The 21,870-nt window shown below is 50.4% G+C and carries 22 protein-coding genes, 2 tRNA genes and 1 riboswitch; of the genes, 14 read left to right on the top strand and 10 right to left on the bottom strand.

The annotated features are described in order from the left end of the window. Positions 1–66 precede the first annotated feature (66 nt). Positions 67–1,809: an L-arabinonate dehydratase gene (araD, locus tag ICV32_RS05730; protein WP_215368647.1), complete on the top strand. Its 1,743-nt coding sequence runs from the start codon at positions 67–69 to the stop codon at positions 1,807–1,809. Between the two features lie 34 nt (positions 1,810–1,843). Here the strand turns inward: araD and parC are convergent, their stop codons facing one another. Together parC and ICV32_RS05740 are read right to left on the bottom strand one after the other, a co-directional pair. After that, complete coding sequence (gene parC / locus ICV32_RS05735) at positions 1,844–4,225, bottom strand: DNA topoisomerase IV subunit A (RefSeq protein WP_215368649.1); 2,382 nt, start codon at positions 4,223–4,225, stop codon at positions 1,844–1,846. A gap of 8 nt (positions 4,226–4,233) precedes the next feature. Further along, a complete protein-coding gene (locus tag ICV32_RS05740) occupies positions 4,234–6,222 on the bottom strand; it encodes a DNA topoisomerase IV subunit B (RefSeq protein ID WP_215368652.1) in 1,989 nt (662 codons plus the stop codon). A gap of 59 nt (positions 6,223–6,281) precedes the next feature. Between ICV32_RS05740 and ICV32_RS05745 the strand changes: the two genes are divergently transcribed. From ICV32_RS05745 to ICV32_RS05790, 10 genes are all read left to right on the top strand, one after another. After that, on the top strand, positions 6,282–7,502 hold the full coding sequence (locus ICV32_RS05745; RefSeq protein WP_215372597.1) for a CaiB/BaiF CoA-transferase family protein: 1,221 nt from the start codon (positions 6,282–6,284) through the stop codon (positions 7,500–7,502). After that, complete coding sequence (locus tag ICV32_RS05750) at positions 7,499–8,722, top strand: MFS transporter (RefSeq protein ID WP_215368655.1); 1,224 nt, start codon at positions 7,499–7,501, stop codon at positions 8,720–8,722. The genes ICV32_RS05745 and ICV32_RS05750 overlap by 4 nt, the downstream gene beginning before the upstream one ends. A gap of 51 nt (positions 8,723–8,773) precedes the next feature. Next, positions 8,774–8,929 (top strand): hypothetical protein, encoded by a 156-nt coding sequence (locus ICV32_RS05755; RefSeq protein WP_215368657.1) that lies wholly within the window; start codon positions 8,774–8,776, stop codon positions 8,927–8,929. Between the two features lie 9 nt (positions 8,930–8,938). After that, positions 8,939–9,013, top strand: a tRNA-Arg gene (locus ICV32_RS05760). A 252-nt stretch (positions 9,014–9,265) separates the two neighbouring features. Then, on the top strand, positions 9,266–10,090 hold the full coding sequence (locus ICV32_RS05765) for an NUDIX hydrolase family protein (protein ID WP_215368661.1): 825 nt from the start codon (positions 9,266–9,268) through the stop codon (positions 10,088–10,090). A gap of 48 nt (positions 10,091–10,138) precedes the next feature. After that, a riboswitch (TPP riboswitch) is annotated at positions 10,139–10,235 on the top strand. Between the two features lie 41 nt (positions 10,236–10,276). Continuing rightward, entirely contained in the window at positions 10,277–12,178 is a 1,902-nt protein-coding gene (gene thiC / locus ICV32_RS05770; protein WP_251371814.1) for a phosphomethylpyrimidine synthase ThiC, read from the top strand. Positions 12,179–12,186: 8 nt separating this feature from the next. Further along, entirely contained in the window at positions 12,187–13,302 is a 1,116-nt protein-coding gene (locus ICV32_RS05775; RefSeq protein WP_215368663.1) for an FAD-dependent oxidoreductase, read from the top strand. Further along, positions 13,299–13,499, top strand: a complete 201-nt coding sequence (thiS, locus tag ICV32_RS05780; RefSeq protein ID WP_353506658.1) for a sulfur carrier protein ThiS — start codon at positions 13,299–13,301, stop codon at positions 13,497–13,499. The genes ICV32_RS05775 and thiS overlap by 4 nt, the downstream gene beginning before the upstream one ends. 18 nt (positions 13,500–13,517) lie before the next feature. After that, complete coding sequence (locus ICV32_RS05785; RefSeq protein ID WP_215368664.1) at positions 13,518–14,330, top strand: thiazole synthase; 813 nt, start codon at positions 13,518–13,520, stop codon at positions 14,328–14,330. 9 nt (positions 14,331–14,339) lie between these two features. Continuing rightward, complete coding sequence (locus ICV32_RS05790; RefSeq protein ID WP_251371815.1) at positions 14,340–15,269, top strand: thiamine phosphate synthase; 930 nt, start codon at positions 14,340–14,342, stop codon at positions 15,267–15,269. A 12-nt stretch (positions 15,270–15,281) separates the two neighbouring features. Here the strand turns inward: ICV32_RS05790 and thiD are convergent, their stop codons facing one another. After that, the gene (gene thiD / locus ICV32_RS05795; RefSeq protein WP_215368667.1) at positions 15,282–16,157 is read right to left on the bottom strand and encodes a bifunctional hydroxymethylpyrimidine kinase/phosphomethylpyrimidine kinase; all 876 of its coding nucleotides are present in this window, start codon (positions 16,155–16,157) and stop codon (positions 15,282–15,284) included. A gap of 43 nt (positions 16,158–16,200) precedes the next feature. On the opposite strand from thiD, the gene ICV32_RS05800 reads away from it, so the two are divergent. Beyond that, positions 16,201–16,276: transfer RNA gene (locus ICV32_RS05800), tRNA-Asn, on the top strand. 49 nt (positions 16,277–16,325) lie between these two features. On the opposite strand, the gene ICV32_RS05805 is transcribed toward ICV32_RS05800, so the two are convergent. Together ICV32_RS05805 and ICV32_RS05810 are read right to left on the bottom strand one after the other, a co-directional pair. After that, positions 16,326–17,057 carry an SDR family oxidoreductase gene (locus ICV32_RS05805; protein ID WP_215368670.1) on the bottom strand — a complete coding sequence of 244 codons (732 nt, stop codon included), beginning with the start codon at positions 17,055–17,057 and terminating at the stop codon, positions 16,326–16,328. Between the two features lie 16 nt (positions 17,058–17,073). Then, a complete protein-coding gene (locus ICV32_RS05810) occupies positions 17,074–17,349 on the bottom strand; it encodes a hypothetical protein (protein ID WP_215368673.1) in 276 nt (91 codons plus the stop codon). A gap of 79 nt (positions 17,350–17,428) precedes the next feature. Between ICV32_RS05810 and ICV32_RS05815 the strand changes: the two genes are divergently transcribed. Next, on the top strand, positions 17,429–17,701 hold the full coding sequence (locus ICV32_RS05815) for a hypothetical protein (RefSeq protein WP_215368676.1): 273 nt from the start codon (positions 17,429–17,431) through the stop codon (positions 17,699–17,701). On the opposite strand, the gene ICV32_RS05820 is transcribed toward ICV32_RS05815, so the two are convergent. From ICV32_RS05820 to ICV32_RS05840, 5 genes are all read right to left on the bottom strand, one after another. Then, positions 17,698–19,392: a GMC family oxidoreductase gene (locus ICV32_RS05820; protein WP_251371816.1), complete on the bottom strand. Its 1,695-nt coding sequence runs from the start codon at positions 19,390–19,392 to the stop codon at positions 17,698–17,700. The two genes, ICV32_RS05815 and ICV32_RS05820, sit on opposite strands and share 4 nt — an antisense overlap. Positions 19,393–19,406: 14 nt before the next feature. After that, positions 19,407–20,051, bottom strand: a complete 645-nt coding sequence (locus ICV32_RS05825; protein WP_215368678.1) for a hypothetical protein — start codon at positions 20,049–20,051, stop codon at positions 19,407–19,409. An 88-nt stretch (positions 20,052–20,139) separates the two neighbouring features. Beyond that, positions 20,140–20,790, bottom strand: a complete 651-nt coding sequence (locus ICV32_RS05830) for an MIP/aquaporin family protein (RefSeq protein WP_215368681.1) — start codon at positions 20,788–20,790, stop codon at positions 20,140–20,142. Then, a complete protein-coding gene (locus ICV32_RS05835; RefSeq protein WP_215368685.1) occupies positions 20,787–21,275 on the bottom strand; it encodes an arsenate reductase ArsC in 489 nt (162 codons plus the stop codon). The genes ICV32_RS05830 and ICV32_RS05835 overlap by 4 nt, the downstream gene beginning before the upstream one ends. Further along, complete coding sequence (locus ICV32_RS05840; RefSeq protein ID WP_215368688.1) at positions 21,266–21,595, bottom strand: helix-turn-helix transcriptional regulator; 330 nt, start codon at positions 21,593–21,595, stop codon at positions 21,266–21,268. Before ICV32_RS05840 ends, ICV32_RS05835 begins: the two co-directional genes overlap by 10 nt. A 33-nt stretch (positions 21,596–21,628) precedes the next feature. On the opposite strand from ICV32_RS05840, the gene ICV32_RS05845 reads away from it, so the two are divergent. After that, positions 21,629–21,859 carry a hypothetical protein gene (locus ICV32_RS05845; RefSeq protein WP_215368701.1) on the top strand — a complete coding sequence of 77 codons (231 nt, stop codon included), beginning with the start codon at positions 21,629–21,631 and terminating at the stop codon, positions 21,857–21,859. The last annotated feature ends 11 nt before the right edge of the window (positions 21,860–21,870 follow it).

The following is a 21,870-nucleotide window of genomic DNA, read 5'->3' on the forward strand; positions in this document are numbered from 1 at the left end:
TAAATAGTAGCTTAAGGTTCTCGTGTATATTAAATCAATCAATTCATCAATGAATTACAGGAACCCATGTCTGCTCGCAAGTTAAAAAAGCCAGAAGAATTACGCAGTCACCGTTGGTATGGTGTGAAGGACTTACGTAGCTTTGGTCATCGCTCACGGACAGCTCAAATGGGGTACACCCGCGCAGATTATGCAGGCAAGCCCGTCATTGCGATCATTAATACGTGGAGCGATATTAATCCCTGCCATGCGCATTTTCGACAACGTGCTGAAGAAGTAAAACGCGGCATTTGGCAAGCAGGTGGCTTTCCAGTTGAAATGCCAGCGATTACCTTATCGGAGCCATTTCAAAAACCCACCACCATGCTCTACCGCAATCTGTTGGCGATGGAAACCGAAGAATTATTACGCTCCTACCCTGCCGATGCATGTGTGTTGATGGGCGGTTGCGATAAAACGACTCCTGCTTTACTGATGGGCGCCATTAGCATGAACTTGCCCACCATATTTTTACCTGCAGGTCCGATGCTACGGGGTGACTATCAAGGTCAATATTTAGGAAGCGGTAGCGATGTCTGGAAATACTGGGCTGAGTTACGCGCCGGCAATATTACGGAGAGTGATTGGCAAAACATCGAGAACGGCATTGCACGCTCCCCAGGGCATTGCATGACCATGGGAACTGCCTCCACCATGACGAGCGCAGCTGAAGCGTTGGGTTTGTGCTTGTCCGGGTTTGCCTCGATTCCGGCGAGCGATGCACGCCATGCACAAATGGCAAGCCTCACAGGACGACGTATTGTGGAGATGGCTTGGGAAGATCTTAAGCCCTCGGATATTCTCACCAAAGCATCATTTGATAACGCAATGACTACGGTCTTAGCCCTTGCTGGTTCCACGAATGCCGTGGTTCATATGATTGCCGTCTCACGACGTGCTGGATTTCCGCTCACGCTCGATCACATTGATGCACTGGCAAGACGTGTTCCTGTTCTGGCAAATTTACGGCCCGCAGGTCAGTATTTAATGGAAGATTTTTATTACGCCGGTGGCTTACGTGCCCTGCTCAAGCAACTCTCGCCCTTTTTAGATCTGCAGCAACACACCGTTGACGGTAAATCCCTGGGTGAGCTGATTGCCGATGCCAAGGTTTATCAACCCGAGGTGATTCGATCTCCCGATAATGCCCTTGTTCCTCGGGATAGTTTGGCAGTTCTCAAAGGTAACCTTGCGCCCGATGGCGCTGTGATTAAACCACCTGCGGCCGAAGCGCACTTACTCAAACACACTGGCAAAGCCGTTGTTTTTAAGAACTACGATGATTTAGCCGCACGCATTGACGATCCACAGCTCGATATTGATAAAGACTCGGTCATTGTGTTGCAACATGCCGGCCCCTTGGGTGCACCTGGGATGCCCGAGTGGGGGCAATTACCCATTCCCCAAAAGTTACTCAAGCAAGGAGTTCGCGACATGGTCCGCATCTCTGATGCGCGCATGAGCGGGACCAGTTACGGCGCGTGCATCTTGCACGTTGCGCCAGAGTCTTACGTAGGCGGTCCACTCGCCTTTGTGCGCGATGGTGATTTGATCGAACTCGATGTGCCAGCCCGCAAACTTAATGTATTAATTTCGGATGCGGAAATGGCAAAACGCAAAAGTACTTGGCAAGCGCCACCACAAAAGTTTGATCGAGGCTTTGGCAAGATGTATAGCGCCCACATCATGCAAGCCAATCATGGCTGCGATTTTGATTTCTTAGAAACCAAATCCGCTGCAGGATCCGGAGCAGATCCTGAGATTCATTAGGCATTATTCGCTTGCAACAAATAGGCTCGGGCGCTTAGACAGTATTTGCTTTTAGCCTTGCCTCTTTGAGTCGTGGTTCAACGAGGTGGCCCTTGCGTGCGCGATTACCTGCAAAGCCTTTCAGCGTTTTAGCATCGAGATGCGTATCGGTTGGTTTGCCAGCGCGACCAAGTCCAGAGTAACTCGCACCATCAGCGCCAACTGCGATGGCTGAGCGCATAAATTCTTTTGGATCGAGACCCATCAAGATCACGCCTTTACCACCCGTGGGTAGGCGCTTGAGCTCATCGAGCGGGAATACCAAGAGTCGACCGTTTTCGGATAAGCAAGCAACTTGGCGCATGCCCTCGCTCACCTTCGCAGCACCCAGTGGTGCATCACCGGCTGTTTTCTTATCCAGACCCACAAAGGATTTACCTGCTTTATTACGAGTGATCATGTCCGCAACATTGGCTAAGAAGCCATTACCGCCTTTGGTGGAGATTAGAACCAAATCATCGGCGTGACCCGCATAGTAGGCGACAATTTGCGAGCCTGCGGCAAGATTGACGTAACTCGTCAGTGGTGAGCCATCCCCTCGTGCACCAGGTAACTCACTCACGGCAACCGTATAGACCCGACCATCGCTACCAAAGCCAAGCATTTGATCCACGGTGCGGCACTCAAAGGTGTCATAGAGCGCATCACCAGCTTTAAAGGTGAACTGCTGAGGATCATGCTCATGGCCCTGACGAACCCGCACCCATCCCTTTTGGGATACGATCACGGTCACTGGCTCATCAATCACCTTCACTTCGGCTACTGCACGCTCGTCTTCTTTCATGAGGGTACGACGCGCATCACCAAACTCCTTCGCATCGCTCTCAATCTCTTTGATGATGTGCTTACGCAATGCTGACTCATTACTAAGCAACTCATCGAGTTCGGCCTTTTGCCCTTTGAGTTCTTTGAGCTCCTGTTCGATCTTGATCCCCTCAAGACGCGCAAGTTGGCGAAGACGAATCTCTAAGATGTCCTCCGCTTGGCGCTCAGTGAGCTTGAAGGCCTTCATCAAATCGGGCTTAGGCTCATCGCTATTCCGAATTAGCTTAATCACCTTATCAATGTTCAGAAAGACGATCTTGCGTCCTTCTAAGATATGAATCCGGTCCTTGACCTTACCCAAGCGGTGCTCAGTACGTCGGGTTACGGTCTCAACTCGGAACTCAATCCATTCGGTCAATATCTCTTTTAAGCCCTTTTGACGGGGGCGACCGTCATTGCCGATCATTACCAAGTTAATCGAGGCATTGGACTCGAGCGAGGTATGCGCAAGGAGCAAGGTGATGAACTCACTCGGTTCTACATTCTTACTTTTCGGTTCAAACACTAAGCGGACTGGGGACTCACGACTTGACTCATCACGTACGCTATCTAAGACGTTCAATATGGTTTGCTTAAGATTGTTTTGCTCGGTGGTGAGTGACTTCTTACCCAACTTCACTTTCGGATTGGTGAGCTCTTCAATCTCTTGCAAGACACGTTGTGCAGAGGTGGCTGGTGGCAACTCGTTAACCACCACTTGCCATTGGCCACGAGCGAGCTCTTCAATCGTCCAGCGCGCTCGTACTTTGACCGAGCCACGCCCACTCTCATAGATCTGAGCGATCTCACTGCTTGGGGAAATGATTTGCCCACCACCCGGAAAATCAGGTCCTGGGATATGTTTAAGTAAGTCGCCCAAACTGGTTTTAGGCGACTTCATCAACGCCACGGCGGCGCTTGCAACCTCGCGCAAGTTATGCGATGGGATCTCGGTCGCCATACCCACAGCAATTCCGGAGGCGCCGTTGAGTAACACGAATGGTAAGCGTGCAGGGAGTAGTTTGGGTTCTTTAAAGGAGCCGTCGTAGTTGGGCACAAAATCAATCGTGCCTTCATCAATCTCAGCAAGCAGCAGGCTCGCAATCTTGGTCAAACGCGCCTCGGTGTAGCGCATGGCTGCAGCCCCATCGCCATCGCGTGAACCAAAGTTACCTTGGCCATCGATGAGTGGATAGCGTAAGGAGAAATCCTGGGCCAAGCGCACTAAGGCATCGTACGCGGATTGATCGCCATGCGGATGAAATTTACCCAAGACATCACCAACCACACGCGCACTCTTGACAGGCTTAGCGTCAGCGCGCAAGCCCATCTCGTTCATGGCAAAGAGAATGCGACGTTGCACCGGCTTTTGACCATCAGCAACTTCTGGGAGTGCGCGCCCTTTGACCACACTGATGGCGTAATCGAGGTACGCGCGCTCAGCGTAGATGCCTAAGGATAAAAACTCCTCAGGGTTTGCCGTATTGGCTTTGGGTCGCTCTTGCGTAAAGAGATCCCCTTGCTCAGGAATTGCTTTCTTACTTTTAGTCGATGCGGATTTTTTAGTTACCATGCTCTGTCCTAAATATCGGCTTCGACTTCATTGCCGCGCTCTTCTAACCAATCGCGGCGCGCACCAGACTCTGCCTTGCCCATCAACATGTCCATGGTCTTGATGGTTTCACTCTCACTCATCTCGCCCAAGGTCACTGGTAAGAGACGTCGGGTATCCGGATTGAGGGTGGTATCCCACAATTGCTCGGCGCTCATCTCACCCAAACCTTTAAAGCGTGAGATCTGCCACGCACCCTCGCGCACCCCATCTTTGCGTAGCTTGTCTTCAATCGCAATGAGCTCACTCTCATCGAGTGCGTAGATCTTCTGTGCCGGCTTCTTGCCCCGCGCGGGAGCATCAACACGATACAGCGGTGGTCGGGCAATGTAGACATGACCGTTCTCGACTAAGCGTGGGAAGTGTTTATAAAAGAGGGTCAAGAGTAGCACCTGAATATGCGAGCCATCCACATCGGCATCAGACAGAATGCAAATCTTGCCATAGCGCAGGTTGCCTAAATTAGGTTCATCATTGGGTCCGTGCGGATCGACGCCAATTGCCACTGCAATATCGTGCACCTCATTGTTCGCAAAGAGCCGATCCCGCTCGGTCTCCCACGTATTAAGGACCTTACCGCGCAAGGGGAGGATGGCTTGGTACTCTTTATTGCGACCCATCTTCGCTGAGCCGCCAGCGGAGTCACCCTCCACCAAAAAGATCTCGTTTAAGAGAATATCTTCGCTCTCACAGTCTGTGAGCTTGCCAGGTAGTACTGCGACACCTGAGGATTTTTTCTTTTCCACCTTTTGCCCAGCGCGGGTGCGCGCTTGTGCTTGCTTAATCACGAGCTCTGCCAGTGCTTTGCCGTAATCAACGTGGTGGTTAAGCCATAACTCAAGCGCAGACTTTACAAAGCCAGAGACCAAGCGCACCGCGTCGCGGGAGTTCAGGCGTTCTTTAATCTGCCCTTGAAACTGCGGATCCAATACTTTGGCAGACAATATGAATGAGGCTCGAGCAAAGACGTCCTCAGGCATGAGCTTCACGCCTTTGGGCTGCAGAGCATGAATCTCGACAAAACTTTTGACTGCATGAAATAGTCCTTCGCGCAAACCGCTCTCATGCGTACCACCCGCAGGAGTTGGAATGAGGTTCACATAACTCTCACGTACCGGTGCACCCTCTTCGGTCCAACTCACCACCCAAGCGGCGCCTTCACCTTCAGCAAAGGCTTCTTCATCGCCAGCACCACTGGCGTAATGCTCGCCCTCAAACGCAGGAATCACTGGGGCGCTATGGCCACTTTGTGCTAAGGCCTCATCGAGATAGCCTTTCAATCCTTGGGTATAGAGCCACGATTGGCTTTGACCGTTTTTCTCGTGCACGAGCGTTACTTTGACGCCTGGCAAGAGGACTGCTTTAGAACGCAAGAGGCGCTCGAGATCAGCCATGGGAATGGTGGCGCTATCAAAGTATTTTGGATTGGGCCAAACGCGCACTTTGGTGCCATGCGCTTTATCGCCTTTGGTGGCCGCTTTGGTTTTGAGCTTCTCAATCACATCGCCATCGGCAAAAGTAATATTAGAGACCTGCTGCTCACGCCACACAGTCACCTCTAAACGTTTAGCCAATGCGTTGGTCACCGACACACCAACACCGTGTAAGCCGCCTGAGAATGCATACGCACCGCCACTGCCCTTCTCGAACTTACCACCGGCATGCAATTGCGTGAACACAATCTCCACCACCGGTTTTTTCTCTTGCGGGTGCATACCCACTGGAATACCGCGGCCATCGTCTTCAACACTCACACTGCCATCGGTGTGCAAGGTCACCACCACTTCTTTACCGTAACCACCGAGCGCTTCGTCAGAGGCGTTATCCAAGACCTCTTGAATGATATGCAGTGGGTTATCGGTACGGGTGTACATGCCCGGGCGCTGACGCACCGGCTCCAAGCCCTTTAAGACCTTGATGGAGGATTCGCTGTATTGGGATGGTTTACGTGTTGCCATGCGCAGAAATTGTAGTCATATCCATGAGGTGGGTAGCAAAAGCATGGGAAAATAAGCTGATGGGAGCATTAAGTCATATTCGGGTATTGGATCTAAGCCGCGTTTTAGCGGGTCCGTGGTGTGCTCAGAACCTAGCCGATTTAGGTGCGCAAGTGATCAAGGTGGAGCGGCCGGGCGCGGGTGACGATACCCGTCATTGGGGGCCACCGTTTGCCAAAGACCCAAATGGTCAGGACACCACCGAATCAGCGTATTACATTTCCATTAATCGCAATAAGAAATCCATCACTCTCGACATCAGCACTCCCGAAGGGCAAGCGATTGTGCGCGATCTGGTTAAGACCTCCGATGTGGTGATCGAGAACTACAAGGTTGGTCAGTTAGCAAAGTACGGTTTGGATTACTTGAGTTTGTGTGCAATTAAACCGAATCTCATTTATTGCTCGATCACCGGCTTTGGTCAAAGCGGTCCCTATCAGCAACGCCCTGGCTATGACTTCATCTTGCAAGGCATGGGTGGCTTTATGAGCATTACTGGTGAAGCCGATCATCTACCCGGTGGTGGTCCTCAAAAGGCAGGGGTTGCCATCGTCGATTTATTTACAGGCATGTATGCCAGTTCTGCCATCCTAGCCGCGGTGATCCATCGCGATCGCAGCGGTGAGGGTCAATACATTGATATGGCGCTTTTAGATACGCAGGTCGCGATGCTTGCCAATATCTCCAGCAATTATTTATGCAGCGGGGTCTCACCGCATCGCTGGGGTAATGCCCACCCCAATGTCGTGCCCTATCAAACCTTTCAGACATCGGATAGCTGGATCATTGTGGCAGTGGGTAACGATAGTCAGTTCCGTAACTTTGTGAAGGCTGGTAACCGCGAGGCCTTAGCCGACGATCCGCGCTTTGCAACAAATCCAGCGCGCATTGAGCATCGCGCTTCTTTAATTCCACTGTTGGTTGAGATGGTGAAGGAGAAGACCAAAGCACAATGGATTACTCTTTTGGAAGCAGCGGGGGTGCCTTGTGGGCCCATTAATAATTTGCAAGAAGTGTTTGAGAACGAACAAGTGATTGCGCGCGGTATTGAAATGCATGTACCTCACCCAACGGCTGGTACCATGAAATTGGTCGCTAGCCCAATGCGTCTATCGAAGACACCGGTTGAAGTACGTATGCCTCCCCCACTATTGGGGCAGCATACCGACGAAGTGTTACGAAACGAACTTGGCATGAGTGCCTCACAAATTAACGAACTGCATCAGAGAGGCATCGTATGACCCAGCGCGCTCCAAGCTTATCGATGGTCCAAGTGCTGATCTTTGGTAGTTTGATGGTCACCCTTTCCATGGGGATCCGTCATGGTTTTGGTCTCTTTAATATGCCGATTACCTCTGCCAACGGCTGGGGCCGTGAGACCTTCGCATTAGCGATTGCGCTCCAGAATTTAATTTGGGGATTTGCGCAACCCGTCGCCGGTGCGCTTGCTGATCGCTATGGTCCATTTAAGATCATGATTCTGGGTGGATTCCTCTATGCCGTAGGTTTGATCGGTATGGCTCTCACCAATGATCCCTGGTTATTTCATTTAGCGGGTGGCCTATCAATTGGTATTGGTTTAGCAGCGACGACCTACAGCGTGGTGTACGGCATCTTAGGTCGTAATGTCAGCGCAGAGAAGCGCGTCTGGGCCATGGGTGTCACTGCAGCAGCAGGCTCTTTTGGGCAATTCTTGATGATGCCTCTGGAGCAAGGCTTGATTACGAGCTTTGGTGCCAACGAAGCACTGATCTATTTAGGACTCATGGCCTCGCTCATGATCCCGATTGCATTTTGCTTGCGCGAGACCGGTTTTGCGCCCAATCAAGCCGGCGATCAAACGATTCGTCAGGCCCTTAATGAAGCGATTGGTAATCGTAACTTTCGCTTTTTAATGATGGGTTACTTTGTATGTGGCTTTCAGGTGATCTTTATTACGGTTCACCTTGCGCCCTATCTCAAGGATATGTCTGCGGTCTATCCGGGTATCAACGGTGCTACCGTTGCTACCACTGCATTGGCATTGATTGGTTTATTTAATGTCATTGGTACGTATTACGCAGGCATCTTAGGTGCGCGCTATCCAAAACGCTTTTTACTCTCAGGAATTTACTTCACGCGCTCACTAGCGATTGCTCTCTTTTTATTGTTGCCCCTCTCATCGATGAGCACCTACGTGTTTGCTGCGGTCATGGGTGTGCTGTGGCTCTCGACTATTCCTTTAACAAACGCGATCGTTGCTCAAATCTTTGGTGTCAAATACCTCACCATGCTCTCCGGAGTGGTGTTCTTCTCGCATCAATTGGGTAGCTTTTGTGGTGCGTATTTCGGTGGCTACTTATATGATCTCACCGGCTCCTATCAGATTGTGTGGGGCATTGCGATGGCCCTTGGGGTCTTTGCAGGCTTGATTAATTTACCAATCCGTGAAGAGCCCCTGCAGCGTCCGGCTAGCGCCTAAGGCCGCAGCAATTCGGTAGCGATGGCCGCCTGCTTTCGGTAGAATGCATTCATGAGCCAATCCGCATCAATCACCTCATCTCCGACCTGGAAGAAGATTGCACTCTATGCCAGCAGTGCGATCCTTTTAGCGCTGGTCTTTGCGCTTTACTTCATCCCTGAGGTCGTGATTGGTTTAGCTGAGCAAGCATGGGCCCTGTGTGGCTGATAGTTCATTCCCGCTGTAGCACAATGGATAGTGCAATCGCCTCCTAAGCGATAGATCCAGGTTCGACTCCTGGCAGGGGGACCAAATTCATGTGAGTTTTATTTTTGAATTAGGAAAATCACTAAATCGATTGCATATTAATGTGTCACGCATTTGTTACGCTTTTTCATTCGTGCACAGTCCATTGGTGATGAAGTTATCCACAGTGCGTGTGGACAAAACTGCAAAATGATTTGTAAGTGCTGATTTTTAAACGAGTGAGCTAGTATGCTCAATAATTGAGCATCAATCGTGTGGCTTGATTGCTTGGTCAATGAGTTGGCTTACACTTGACTCATGGCAATAATCCCTGTAAGCACTCTCGCCGCCCTCGAAGAAATGTTGCAAAACGCGAGTTGCCATTTGCCCCACGCGTGCTTGCCAGTTCTGTTGGGTGATCACACCGTCGGTCACCTCGTCCCTGAATTTACCCCCTTTGTAATTGAGAGTTTGCAACGCGAACCGATCGCGCATCTTCATGTTAGTGCACGCGGTCTTGCATTAGCAACGGTATCGCCTGCTCACCTCAGTGCGAGCTTGCGTATCTTGGCAATGCGCATGCGTAGGGCCGGATTGATTCCAGCGTGGCGTAATGAAGAGTTTGCTTTCTATGGCGCTGATGGTCATGAGTATTTTCGGGTTGAGCGCGCGGCATTTCGAAGTCTTGGGGTGCAAAGTCAGGCGGCGCATATCAATGGTGTTGCTGCCAATGGCCAACTTTGGGTGGGAAGACGCAGCGAAAGTAAGCAAATCGATCCTGGCAAGCTTGATAATCTGGCTGCCGGCGGTATTAGCGCCGCAGAGACCGTCGTGCATTGCGCGATTCGGGAACTGTGGGAAGAAGCTGGCATACCTGAGCCCATTGCCAGCGGCATCACCCCAGCGGGTAAGCTACTCATTAGTCGCCCTCATCCACCGCACGGCATCCACCACGAGAGTCTCTTTATCTTTGATCTAGAGCTTCCCAATCACCTCATTCCTGTGAATCACGATGGCGAGGTCAGTGGCTTTATCCAGTTGGATCTTGCAGAAGCCGCCGCACGAATACTGGCTGATGAGTTCACTACTGATGCAGCCTTGGTCACAGCCGACTTCATATTGCGCCGCAACCGTATCGCTTGATCCGGCTCAAGGATGCACTTGGGGGATTCGTGGTTAAATAGGGTCACAAGGATGAAACAGGGGTGCCCCCATTGCGGTGGTGCTGAGAAAGACCCTCGAACCCGATCCAGGTAATGCTGGCGTGGGGAGTTCCATCAAACCGGTACCCGGTTTCGTCCACTCGATGAATATTGTGAGGAGATGGACATGAGCGTTAGCACCGAGAATCAAAAGAAGGTCAAACCAGAGATCCCAAGTCTGAAAAGCTTGGAGCGTGACTTTGGGCAAAAGTTTGCCTATCCGGCTTCCACCAAAACCTATTTGCAAGGATCGCGACCCGACGTGAAGGCGCCAATTCGGGTGATCGAACAGTTGCCGACTAAAACGGGTGAGACTGAATCGGCTAATCCGCCCATTCCGGTGTATGACACCTCAGGCCCCTACAGCGATCCCGACATCGTCATCAATTTAGAAAAGGGTCTGCCCAAATTACGTAGCCAATGGATTAGTGAGCGTGGTGATACCGAGCAACTCGCTGGCCCCTCTTCCGAATACGGTGAGGCCCGTGCTCACGATCCAGCCACCGCCCATTTACGCTTCTCACATATTGCCGCACCACGGGTTGCCAAGTCGGGTGCGAACGTGAGTCAAATGCATTACGCCCGCAAAGGCATCATTACCCCTGAAATGGAATACGTGGCTCTGCGCGAGTCCATGGGTCTTGAGAAACTTCGTCAAGATCCTCGCTATCAACAAATCCTCAAGCAGCATCCTGGTAAATCCTTTGGTGCCAATATCCCCGATGTGATTACGCCCGAGTTTGTGCGCTCGGAGATTGCCGCAGGTCGCGCCATTATTCCTGCCAACATCAATCACCCGGAGTTGGAGCCCATGATCATTGGCCGTAACTTCCGAGTCAAGATCAATGGCAATCTAGGTAACTCTGCGGTGACCTCCTCCATTAATGAAGAGGTCGAGAAAATGGTGTGGGCGATTCGGTGGGGTGCAGACACCATCATGGATCTATCCACCGGTAAGCACATTCATGAGACCCGCGAGTGGATTATTCGGAACTCGCCAGTACCCATTGGTACGGTGCCTATTTATCAAGCCCTGGATAAGACCGGTGGTATTGCTGAAGACCTCACCTGGGAAATGTTCCGAGACACCTTGGTGGAGCAAGCCGAGCAAGGCGTAGATTACTTCACGATCCATGCGGGCGTATTGTTGCGTTATGTGCCACTCACTGCCGATCGCATTACCGGGATCGTCTCACGCGGTGGCTCCATCATGGCGAAGTGGTGCTTAGCGCATCACAAGGAGAACTTCCTCTACACCCACTTTGATGAGATCTGCGAGATCATGAAAGCCTACGATGTGTCCTTTAGCTTAGGCGATGGTTTGCGTCCTGGTTGCATTGCCGACTCCAATGACGCCGCGCAATTTGGTGAACTGCATACCTTGGGTGAACTGACAGCCAAAGCATGGCAGCACGATGTGCAGGTCATGATTGAAGGTCCGGGTCACGTTCCAATGCAACGCATTGAAGAGAACATGACCGAAGAGCTCAAGCATTGTTTAGAAGCACCCTTCTACACCTTAGGACCCTTAATTACTGATATCGCTCCTGGCTACGATCACATTACTAGTGGAGTTGGTGCAGCGCAGATTGGTTGGTACGGTACTGCCATGCTGTGCTACGTAACTCCCAAAGAGCACTTGGGTCTACCCGATAAAGAAGATGTGCGCGAGGGCATCATTACCTACAAGATTGCTGCCCATGGTGCCGATCTTGCGAAGGGCTTTCCGGGTGCTCAGTTGCGCGATAACGCACTCTCCAAAGCGCGCTTTGAGTTCCGCTGGGAAGACCAGTTCAATCTTGGTTTAGATCCCGAGCGGGCGCGTGAGTACCACGATGCCACACTCCCTGCAGAGGGTGCCAAGATTGCTCACTTCTGCTCGATGTGCGGTCCGAAGTTCTGTTCGATGAAGATCACGCAAGATGTACGTGACTACGCCGCAAGTCTTAAAGAAGGCGTCGATCCCGCCAAGGGCATGGAAGAAAAATCGATCGAGTTCCGCAAACGCGGTAGCGAGATCTATCAGTAAGAACGAAGATGAGTATGTCCTACGCCATCGTCGGTGCCGGCCTCATGGGTCGGATGATGGCGTATGCCCTCACCAAATCGGGTTCGCGGGTTGAACTGTTTGAACGCAGCGGGCCCGAGGCAGAGCACTCCGCAGCGCGGGTTGCTGCTTCGATGCTGGCTCCTCTGGCTGAATCAGCCATCACGGAAGCACCAGTAGTGCGCATGGGTCTCTATGGCCTTGATCGTTGGAAGCAACTTATCACGGAGTTGAACGCGCAGGTATCTCAACAGACTTACTTTCAGCAAGATGGTACCCTCGTTCTGTGGCATCGCCTCGATGCACCTGAGGCGCAACGTTTTGCTGAGCATCTTGAGCGCAATGTGCGCATGAACCCTGCACTAGCAACCCCATGGCATCTTGATGGTAAGGCGTTAACCGAACTTGAGCCTGCAGTAGCGGAGCGGTTTACTCAGGGCCTCTTTTTGCCACGTGAGGGCCAACTCGATAATCGTCAACTCTTAACTGGCTTACTTGAGTTCTTAACCAAAGCACAAGTGCCCATGCATTGGCATCGTGCGATAGAGCCCAATGAGCTGCGTGGTCATGGCTTTGATTGGGTCATTGATTGCCGTGGTTTAGGGGCAAAAGCCAGTTGGGCTGATACTCGCAATCCATTGCGTGGGGTTCGGGGGGAAGTGATTCGGGTGCATGCGCCGGAGGTTAAGCTCAAGCGCCCAACACGCTTAATCCATCCCCGCTATCCCATTTACATTGCTCCCAAGGAGAATGATCTGTATGTGATTGGTGCTACGGAGATTGAATCCGATGATCTCTCGCCGGTGAGTGTGCGCTCCTCCATGGAGTTACTCTCGGCGGCTTACTCGGTGCACTCCGGTTTTGCCGAAGCCCGAATTGTGGAGGCTGCCACACAATGCCGGCCTACGCTTAAAAATAATTTACCCGAGATTTGTATTCCGGAGCCTGGGCTCATGCAAATCAATGGGCTCTATCGCCACGGGTATTTAATTGCACCAGCGATGATGGATGCGGCATTGCAAGTGCTTCGTGGTGAATCTCAAACCCTTGCCAAGCGTTTTGATCTGCAAATCCAGCAAGCTACATTGAGTCAGTCTCTCGTATGATGCGCGTGATCGTTAACCAACAGGTCCGTGAGCTTGCCCCTGCGAGTAAGGTCAGTGATCTCTTAACAGTGCTTGATGCCAAACCGCCGTATGCTGTGGCAGTTAATTTGCAGTTCGTTCCAAAATCACAACATGCGGAGTATGTTTTGCAGGATAACGACTCCGTCGAAATTATTTCACCGGTGACCGGTGGTTAAACTATTCATATTCAACTCATGACCGCTCCTTTACCGACCCATCTCAACGATCCTCTCATTTTGTATGGAGAGTCGTTTGCGAGTCGCTTACTCTTGGGTACCTCGCGCTACCCCTCGCCTCAGGTACTGGAGACCGCCGTGCAACGTGCACGCCCCGCCATGATTACTGCAAGCTTGCGACGTCAGGGCTCTGCAGCAACCGAAGCGCACAGCGGCTTTTGGGAGCTTCTTAAGAAAATGGCAGTACCGGTACTACCAAATACCGCCGGTTGCCATAGTCCTCAAGAGGTGATCACCACTGCACAGATGGCGCGTGAGGTGTTTGAGACCAATTGGATTAAGTTAGAACTGATTGGGGATGATTACACCTTGCAACCCGATACCTTACGTTTGGTACAGACTGCCGAGCATCTCATCAAAGATGGCTTTAAGGTCTTGCCTTATTGCACCGAGGATTTGATTGTGTGTCAGCGCTTGGTTGATGTTGGTTGCCAGGCGGTCATGCCGTGGGCTGCGCCGATTGGTACCGGTCAAGGACCACTCAATCCGTATGCAATGCGTTTATTGCGTGAGCGTCTTTCGGTTCCATTGCTGGTGGATGCGGGCTTAGGTCTACCGTCGCATGCCTGCACGGTGATGGAATGGGGCTTTGATGGCGTACTACTTAACACTGCCGTGGCACTTGCCCAAGATCCCGTAGCGATGTCTTCGGCGTTTACTGCTGCAGTTCATGCGGGTCGGCAAGCATTTTTATCAGGAGCGATGCAACCACAAGATTCAGCGCAAGCGAGCACGCCATTGGTGGGCACCCCATTTTGGCATCACGAATAGGAAAATAGCGTGAGTCATATTCGGGAGATGGCGAAGCAAATTGTGGCGGCGCATGGCCAAGATGATTTGTGCTTACCTTTGCCAAGCTTTAGTCCTGATCAACCTCCGCCTACCATTAAGACCGAGACCAGCCAAGACCAATACGAACTCGCGGGTACGATTGCAGCGATTGAGATGGGCTTTATTGAAAGCGATGCACGCGTTTTAGGGAAAGCCTGGTCACGCATGATTAAAGAAGTGGGCGACTTTAATCCGAAGCTTTGGCCCTCACGCCCAGAGTATTTTGAGATGTTGCCCTATTCCCGAAATTCAAATCCAAAGGCTTTCAAAGAGTGTCCCAAGCGCTTAGGCCTCTACGGAGTGTTCCCGGATGCCGATTGGATTAAGCGCATGGTCGATGCCGAACTTCCCACCGCACAGTTGCGATTTAAATCGGATGATGCCAAGAGCATTCGTATGCAAATAAAGGAGGCGGTTGCAGCGGTTAAGGGAAGTAAGACCCTCTTATTTATTAATGATCATTGGGAAGAAGCGATTGCCGCAGGTGCCTATGGAGTACACCTAGGCCAAGAGGATTTGGTCAGTGCCAATATAGATACCATTCGCGAGGCTGGACTGCGATTAGGAATTAGTACCCACGGCTATGCCGAGTTAGCCATTGCAGATCGGTATTGCCCAAGCTATATTGCAATGGGTGCGGTGTTTCCCACCAATCTCAAGAAGATGCCTACTGCACCTCAAGGCTTAGGTCGTTTATATGCCTATGCCAAACTCATGCAACACTACTCGCTGGTTGCCATTGGTGGAATCGATGAAGCTAGTGTTCATGCGGTGGCACAAAGCGGGGTCGGCTCTGTTGCTGTGGTTCGTGCGATTGTGGCTAGCGATGATCCCAAAGCAGCCGTCAAACGCTTGCAAGAGCTCATGAAAACTAACTAACTAATTAAGCGTTTATTGTTGGTCTGGTAATTGAGTGGGATAGAAGTCGTGCATATGCCACAGCGGCCCGGGCCCTTGACCAATTTCTAGATGCTGCCCCGCTTCAATGGCTGCACTCACAAAGGTGATTGCTTTAGCCACTGAGTGGCTTAGATCATGTTTATCGGCCAAGTAGGTCGCAATAGCGCTTGAGAGTGAGCAGCCGGTACCATGGGTGTTCACCGTCGGAATGCGTCGATGCTTAAACTCTTTATGAAACACCACTGGCACATCGTCTTTGCGATCGTGCCAAATTAAATAGTCCACCAGCTCGTGCGGCTCACCTTCTAAATGACCCCCTTTGATCAGGACCGCACGTGGACCAAGGGCCAAGAGTTCTTCGGCAGCCGTCTTAAATTGATCAACCGCCACAATGGGCCGTCCTAATAAGATTGAGGCCTCATGCAAGTTCGGTGTAATGATGGTGGCAAGGGGAAAGAGCTCGGTCACCATGGTGCGTGCCGTATCGTCACCACCCAAACTCGCACCTGAAGTAGCGCGCAAGACTGGGTCCAAGACAATCTTACGAATGCCATGTTTTTTTAGACAAGCGGCTACCGTTTTTACAATGGCGGGACTCGCCAACATACCGATCTTGACCACATCTACACCAATATCAGTAACGACTGCATCAATTTGTGCCTCAATCACATCAAGATCAATGTCTTGGATTCTTGTTACGCCCAAAGTATTTTGGGCGGTAATCGCTGTAATCGCGGTCATACCAAACCCACCTAAGGCAGTAATCACCTTCAGATCCGCCTGAATCCCTGCGCCACCACCGCTATCCGATCCCGCAATACTTAATACCTTAGGGATGAAGATGGGGTTGGGTTTGGAGAGTTTCATGAAAAAGATGTCCTTGGAATCTATTCGCTATAATAGCGACTATTCCCTGATAGCTCAGTCGGTAGAGCGACGGACTGTTAATCCGCAGGTCCCTGGTTCGAGTCCAGGTCGGGGAGCCAAATTCAGTAAGGCTTACAGGTTAATTGGCTTGTAAGCCTTTTTTGTTTTCTATTGGGCATTACTAAGACCTACGGTCATTCCGCCGCAGACGTAATGGATTTGTCCAGTAATAAATCCAGCGCGATCATCCAATATTGAGGCTACTGCATGCGCTACATCTTCGGGTTGTCCCATCCGCTGAACCGGAATACTTTGCAAAATCTTAATTGTTTTTGGAGCATCTGGAGGATTGCCGGAAGTAAAGAGCTCTGTAGCAATAGGTCCAGGCCCAATCGCATTGACCGTAATGCCATATTGAGCCATCTCTAGTGCCCAGGTTTTGGTCATCCCAATCAGCCCAGCTTTACTGCCTGCATAAACGGTTCGTTCTTCTTTACCAAGGGCTGCTCGACTGGCAATACTAACAATGCGTCCAAACTTGGCCTTTCGCATTCCAGGAAAAAGATGTTGAGTTAAAAGCATTGGGGCTCTTAAATTAATTGCCATCACCGCATCAAAGTCATCAACCGTGGTCTGCTCCAATGCTGCTGGACGAATAATTCCTGCATTGTTCACTAAGCGCACAATGGGTTCGCGTGCTAGAAGTTGAGGTATCAGATCATCAATTGCCTTCACATCGTTTAAATCAATTGGATGAAATACTTCATCCTTCAAAAGTGTCTTGGGCGCCTTTTGATCTAGGTTAATCACGCGATAGCCATCCTCGGTTGCCCGGGTTGCAATCGCCCGCCCTATTCCTTGACTTGCACCGGTGATTAAAACAAGATTATTGATGTTCATTGATTATCCTTCGGAATTAACGATTCGCCGTTAATGCACGACACATCGCACGTTGATCACCATTGGTAATGAAACCACATTGACTTTTATCGTTCCCGGCAAGCGCTCGGCACATCGATCTCAAATCACTGTCATTGATAAATCCACATTGGCTTGCATTCTTCTCTGCAAGGGCTCGGCAAAGAGATCGATAGTTCGCTTCTTGAATAAACCCGCACTGGCTGGCATCTTGTGCAAACACAAAGCCTGAAAATAATGCTAGCACGATGAATAGGCGTCTATATTGCGTCATTGATTTATGATCATATTCACGATATCGTTGAATCATTCTAATTGAAGATTCATGCACCATTGACCGTTTGGAGATAAATATGATTCGATCACAAATCATTCATGGAACAACAGCCATTAGCGCAGTGATGCTAATTTTGATTACACCTAGCTATGCGCAAGATACCAGCAATGAACAACGCATGATTGATCATTGCCGTCAACGCCATCCGGAGATGAGTGTTGATCAGTGTCGCTCCATGTACCAAAATATGAAGAACATGACTCCTGAGCAACGCGTTGAACGGTGCAAGCGCAATCACCCTGAGTTATCAGCCGAGGCCTGCCAGAAAAAATACGGTGGCTCTACCTAGCGCTGCACTAGGATTTGCCTGGCAATCGTCTCTGCAATCAGCATCACCGGTGCATTGGTATTGCCCGATGTAATGCAGGGCATCGCTGAAGCATCGATGACTCGCAAGCGTGCTACTCCGCGTACCCGACACTCGGAGTCCAAGACAGTATGGGGATTATCGACTTGCCCTCGAGCATCGACCTTCCCCATGGCGCAGGTACTCACCGGATGAAAGATTGTGGTTCCTAAATCGCGTGCCGCATGTTCTAGGTCTTGCTCACTTTGCAATTGAGTACCGGGCAATACCTCTTTGGGAGCATAGGGCTTTAGGGCATCACTGCCCATAATTTGACGGGTGATTCGGAGACTATCCACTGCAACCTTTAAATCCTCTGGGGTTGATAGATAGTTACACTGGATTTGTGGATCAATCTGGGCATCGGCCGATTTAGCCCTCACCCAACCGCGTGAGCTGGGTCGTAGGTTACACACACTTGGTGTAATCGCATTAAAGGGATGCAATTGTTCTCCAAATTTAGGCAAAGAGAGTGGCTGCACATGCCATTCAATATTAGCAGTGGGTTGCGATGGGTCGCTTTTGCTAAATGCGCCTAAAGTAGAAGGCGGCATCGTTAGTGGGCCCGTTCTCTTGAATGCATACTCCAAGCCCATACCGATTCGGGTAAACCAATTTTTATAGAGGGTATTGACGGTCTTACAGTTCTCCACCTGATACACGGTGCGGATCTGCAAATGATCTTGCAGGTTCTCACCCACTCCTGAGAGATCCACCTTCGTTTTAACTCCGATGGCGTCGAGGTGGTGGTGCGCCCCAATTCCAGAAACTTGCAGGAGTTGAGGTGAGCCGATCGAGCCAGCCGACAAAATGACTTGGTCCTTCGCATGGGCAGTAACGCGCGATCCTTCATGCAACAGATCGAGGCCACTCACTTCCCAGGCGGCGCCATGCCAGGCGTTCTTTTGTTGCTGTGGATTGTTCTGAGTTTGAGGTTGAGTGGGAATGAGATTCAGATGCAAGACCTGCGCTTTGGTCAGAATGGTGAGGTTCTGGCGGTGGCGAATCGGATGAAGATAGGCATCGGCCATTGACCAACGCACTCCCTTCTTTTGGGTCATCTGAAAATAAGCACACCCTTCGTTATCGCCTCGGTTGAACTCCTCGATGGCAGGAATACCCTGCTCCTGTGCAGCTTTGCGCCAAGCATCGAGGATCTCCCACTGCACCCGCGGCTGCTCGACTCGCATCTCTCCCTGATCTCCGTGCCAGGCATTGGCTCCAGCAAAGTAGCTCTCCAGGGATTTATAGGTCTTTAGGGTGGTGTCCCATGCCCATCTAGAATCCCCGGTTAACTCAGCCCAACGGGCATAATCACTCGCCTGACCACGCATATAGATCATGGCATTGATCGATGAGGAACCACCAATCACACGCCCTCTCGCATAATGAATCGAGCGTTGATTTAAGCCAGGATCGGGTTCGGTTTTGAAGCACCAATCGGTTCTTGAATTAGCAATTGTGTAGAGATAACCGACAGGGATTTTGATCCAAAACCAATCGTCTTCACCACCTGCCTCGAGCAATAAGACCCGGTGCTTAGGGTCTGCTGAGAGGCGGTTTGCCAAGAGGCAGCCTGCGCTGCCAGCACCTACGATGATGGTGTCAAACTCGAGTGATGCTGGAATGCTCACGGTAGAAAGATGAATTACTTCTTTTGACGTCGTTCTTGAATGGCTTTTAATACAACCGGGGTATTGAGTTGCTGATCAACCATGTATAAAGCCCCGCCATAATTAGCTTGCAGATCATAGCCAGAAATACCAACGGTATAGAAAGTTACATTTGGATTAAACGAACGGATCGTGCTGCTTGAGCCAGCAGAGAAATTGGCTTCGATATCAAGACCCATTTGCTGACCATCAACAGTAGTAAGAATAAATTGTTCGATGGCATCTTGGGTCTTAAAGATAATAATTTGATATTGCTCTTGGTATCCAGCACCGAGACCCTCACCGGTTTTCATATCGCGCATGAAGACGGGTTGGTCTTTATAGCGCTTGTCGTATAGAACCCCCTCGCCGCGTGCCACCACCACCAAGATGACGTTCACATTCGTGGTATTGAATATGGCATAGCCTGCTGCGCTCTCAATATCTTTGCGAACCTTGGGGTCTTGCTTCAATAGAAGATTTAAGCCCGTCTCTGCCATTTTGATGGTTGCTTGGCGCTTTTGATGAATTTCAGCAGGCGTCAAGGGTTTACCATCCTTACCGGTCGATTGGCATGCAATCAAAAATAAGGGGCAAAGCACTAAGGCAAGGTAATGGATAAAGCGCTTGGATGGATTCATTGACGAGGATACTTTTAATTACTCTATCTGAGAAAGTAAACATCATAACGCTCTAGACGCATGTATCCAATAAACTCCTAGGCCTAGATTAGCGCGTAGACTGTCGATCCCTGCAAAACAGTATTACCATCACAATAGCGGCAACGAGCTCGGCGCTGACAAATCCGAAGACGTCAGCTGGGGCAATACCCACAAAGGTATTGGTAAAACTTCTGGCTACAGCAACTGCAGGATTAGCAAAGAAGGTGGATGACGTGAACCAGTAGCCCGCGGTGACAGTGAGCGCCACCAACATCGGCACCCTATCTTTCGCCCCTTGATCCCCAATCCGAATCACCGAGAGCAGGACAAGCGTTGAGATCAACTCACTTACCCAGATACCAACTCCAGTTCGCGCCTTGGTCGATTCTTGCAAAATCGATAGTCCAAACATCAGGTGCGTTACCCAGATACCAGCAATCGCACCACTGAACTGACATACCCAATAGGCAAGTAGCTTGTTGAGACTGAGATGCCCCAGCTTCCAAAACATCAGGCTCACCACAGGATTGAAATGCGCACCTGAGATCGGGCCCAAGAGGACGATTAAGACATAAAGCCCCGCTCCCGTTGCAATGCTATTGCCAAGTAAGGCCACGGCTGCATTGCCATTCGCGAGGGTCTCACCCATGATGCCGCTACCCGCCACAATCGCGAGCAGTAATGCGGTGCCGACGAACTCGGCGACGTAGGAGTTCATGAGGCTTTGTGGTGGATCTCTTTCAGAGCCATCGAGTCGAGTTTCTCAAGCGGCATGCTGGCTAATAAATCAATGCGCTTTTTAAGTCCGTTCTTGACATCAATAAAGGCAAGGCGCTTCTCCACATCCGTACCGCTTACTTGGGATGGATCAGGGAAACCCCAATGTGCAGTAGCAGGATTACCTGGCCAGATCGGACATACCTCACCGGCCGCGTTATCGCAGACCGTGATAATGAAATCCATCTTAGGGGCATTGGGCAAACCAAACTCATCCCAGCTCTTACTGCGTAATTTAGATTGGTCATAGCCCATCTCTAAGGCTAATTCCTTGGCAAAGGGATTGACTTGGGTGCCTGGGGTTGAGCCGGCAGAGTAACCAACAAAAAGTCCACTAGGATGAGTGGAAGCTAGCACCTCACCAAGTACTGAACGAGCGGAGTTATGGGTGCACAAGAAGAGTACGTTATATTTTTTCATGGGCATACGACCTTTTTCTTGGACTTGGGGGTGCTGCACGATTGTCCCTGGCAGCAGTTATCCAATAAGAAACCACTTAAATCCTCAATCAAGTTGGGATTAGGGCGATAAATGAGGTTTCGGCTTTGACGTTCTACCAACAGCAATTTCGCATTGAAAAGCTCCTTCAGATGAAAGCTCAAGGTTGCATTGGGAATCCCCAACTTCTCAATCAATTGACTAGGGGTCAAGCCAATATCGCCGCGTTGCACGATCAGACGGAAGATATTGAGACGGGTCTCCTGCCCTAGGGCCAGAAGAACTTGGATGGCATCAGTATTTTTCATATTTCCAATTATATAGAAATATATGACAGGTTTGTGACAAAAGTAAAAATAGTGAGCCTAAATCAAATTTATAAAAGTAAAATTACAAACGGGGAGATATGGATGAAAACTACTTGTGAAGAATCAAGGGTATCGATTAATTATTTAATTCCTAATAAAGAGACTATTGAAGCAATCCGCCAAGCTAGAGAAGAGAACCTGGAGAAATTTAAGACTATCGAAGATTTAATGAATGATCTAAATTCGAATAATCAACAGGATTAATGATCCAGAAA

Origin of the sequence: Polynucleobacter sp. MWH-UH24A, from assembly GCF_018687475.1 — a bacterium.
Lineage (GTDB): Bacteria > Pseudomonadota > Gammaproteobacteria > Burkholderiales > Burkholderiaceae > Polynucleobacter.